General features: G+C 44.5%; 2 protein-coding genes and 1 pseudogene. 2 read left to right on the forward strand and 1 reads right to left on the reverse strand.

Annotated elements, in window-relative coordinates:
- Both ACTXGO_RS13600 and scpB read left to right on the forward strand, forming a co-directional pair.
- A pseudogene (locus tag ACTXGO_RS13600) lies at positions 1 to 294 on the forward strand (segregation/condensation protein A); the annotation flags it as partial.
- Between the two features lie 77 nt (positions 295 to 371).
- Entirely contained in the window at positions 372 to 929 is a 558-nt protein-coding gene (gene scpB, locus ACTXGO_RS13605) for an SMC-Scp complex subunit ScpB (RefSeq protein WP_443574898.1), read from the forward strand.
- Between the two features lie 44 nt (positions 930 to 973).
- Here the strand turns inward: scpB and ACTXGO_RS13610 are convergent.
- Positions 974 to 1,496 (reverse strand): DegT/DnrJ/EryC1/StrS family aminotransferase (locus tag ACTXGO_RS13610; protein ID WP_443574899.1); only part of this gene is annotated, 523 nt, incomplete at its 5' end.

Raw genomic sequence — 1,496 nt, forward strand, 5'->3', positions numbered from 1 at the left:
CCCAATCTTTTGATTGAAAGCCTATTTAAAATGCAACTTAAGCCCGATTATCAAATGCATACTATCAAAGTTGATAGTGTCCCTCTCTCTGATCGTATCGCTAGTATCAGCAGACAGCTCAGTACAGGCAAGGCGCAATATTTTTATCAGCTCCTAGATAAAGCGCAAGGCAAAATTGGCGTGGTCGTCAGCTTCGTCGCCGTGCTAGAGTTGATGAAACGCCAGTTGGTTGGGGTGATTGCAAGTGATAAGTATGACGATGGTGAGCATTTACACTTAGAATGGTTGGCGTAGGCTGTGGTTAGTTTTATTAAATTCTCGTAGCAGATATAGCACTATCAAATTATTTCCAATGAAAAGAGCAATCCTTAATGGCAAATAACAATCCTAACCCTGCCGAAAGTAATAGCGAATTTCATAGCCTACAGATAGAAGTATTACTCCACGCTTCAGAAGCCCCACTTAGCGCTCAGGCGATCAAAAAGCACTTGTCTTTATCTGATAAAGTATTGAAGTCAGCTTTAGCACAACTAGAGCAGCGATTGGCTACTGGTGCATTAAGACTCAATAAAACCGCGAGCGGCTACCGACTACAAATAGCGGATGAGTATAGCGCGCTTATTCAGCAGGTATTTCCACAGCGTCAAGAGCGTTTGAGTCAGGCGCTACTAGAGACTTTGAGCGTTATCGCCTATAAGCAACCTGTAACCCGTAGCGATATCGAATACGTACGCGGCGTCACCTTATCGAGCAATATACTGCGCCAACTGTTCGATAAAGGCTGGATCAAAGAGGATGGGTTTAAGGAGACTCTAGGGCGTCCGGCGCTATTGCATACTACTTCGCTGTTCTTGGATGCTTTTGGGTTGACATCTTTGGACGAGCTGCCACCAATGCCGGGTTTGACCAATCTTGGTACAAGCTTGTAACAGTATCTATTGATAATAGATAGCATTTTTTACTTACAGCTTAGCTAAGCTCTGTCTATTTTGGTAAATACATCATCGATAGCAAGAATGGTCTTTTCAATCTCTTGTGAGGTCAAGGTTGGATGTACCAAAAACATCAAACTGGTCTCCCCAAGCGCTCTTGCAACAGGCAATCTAGTTTCAGGACGCAAACTGGTGTTATCAAAGGCTTTTTCTAAATAAACTTCGGACGCTGAACCCGAAAAGCAAGGGACGCCCCTCTCATTTATTTCCGTGATAATGCGATCTCTTGACCAGCCCAAAGGTATACTCGGTTGCACATAGACGTATAATTTATAATACGCATGCTGGGATTGCTCAAATTCTGACGTCTGCTCCAACCTAGGTACAGATAAATAGCCTTTATCCGCCCATTTATCACAAGCGGCTAGTATAGCTTGCGCGTTCTTAGTACGGGCGGCTGTCCAATCATTCATACGCTCAAGCTGAATGCGACCGATCACTCCTTGCATCTCAGTCATACGCCAATTGGTACCGAAGTTCTCGTGTAGCCAGCGATAGCCCGGC

The organism is Psychrobacter sp. T6-1, from assembly GCF_052258445.1.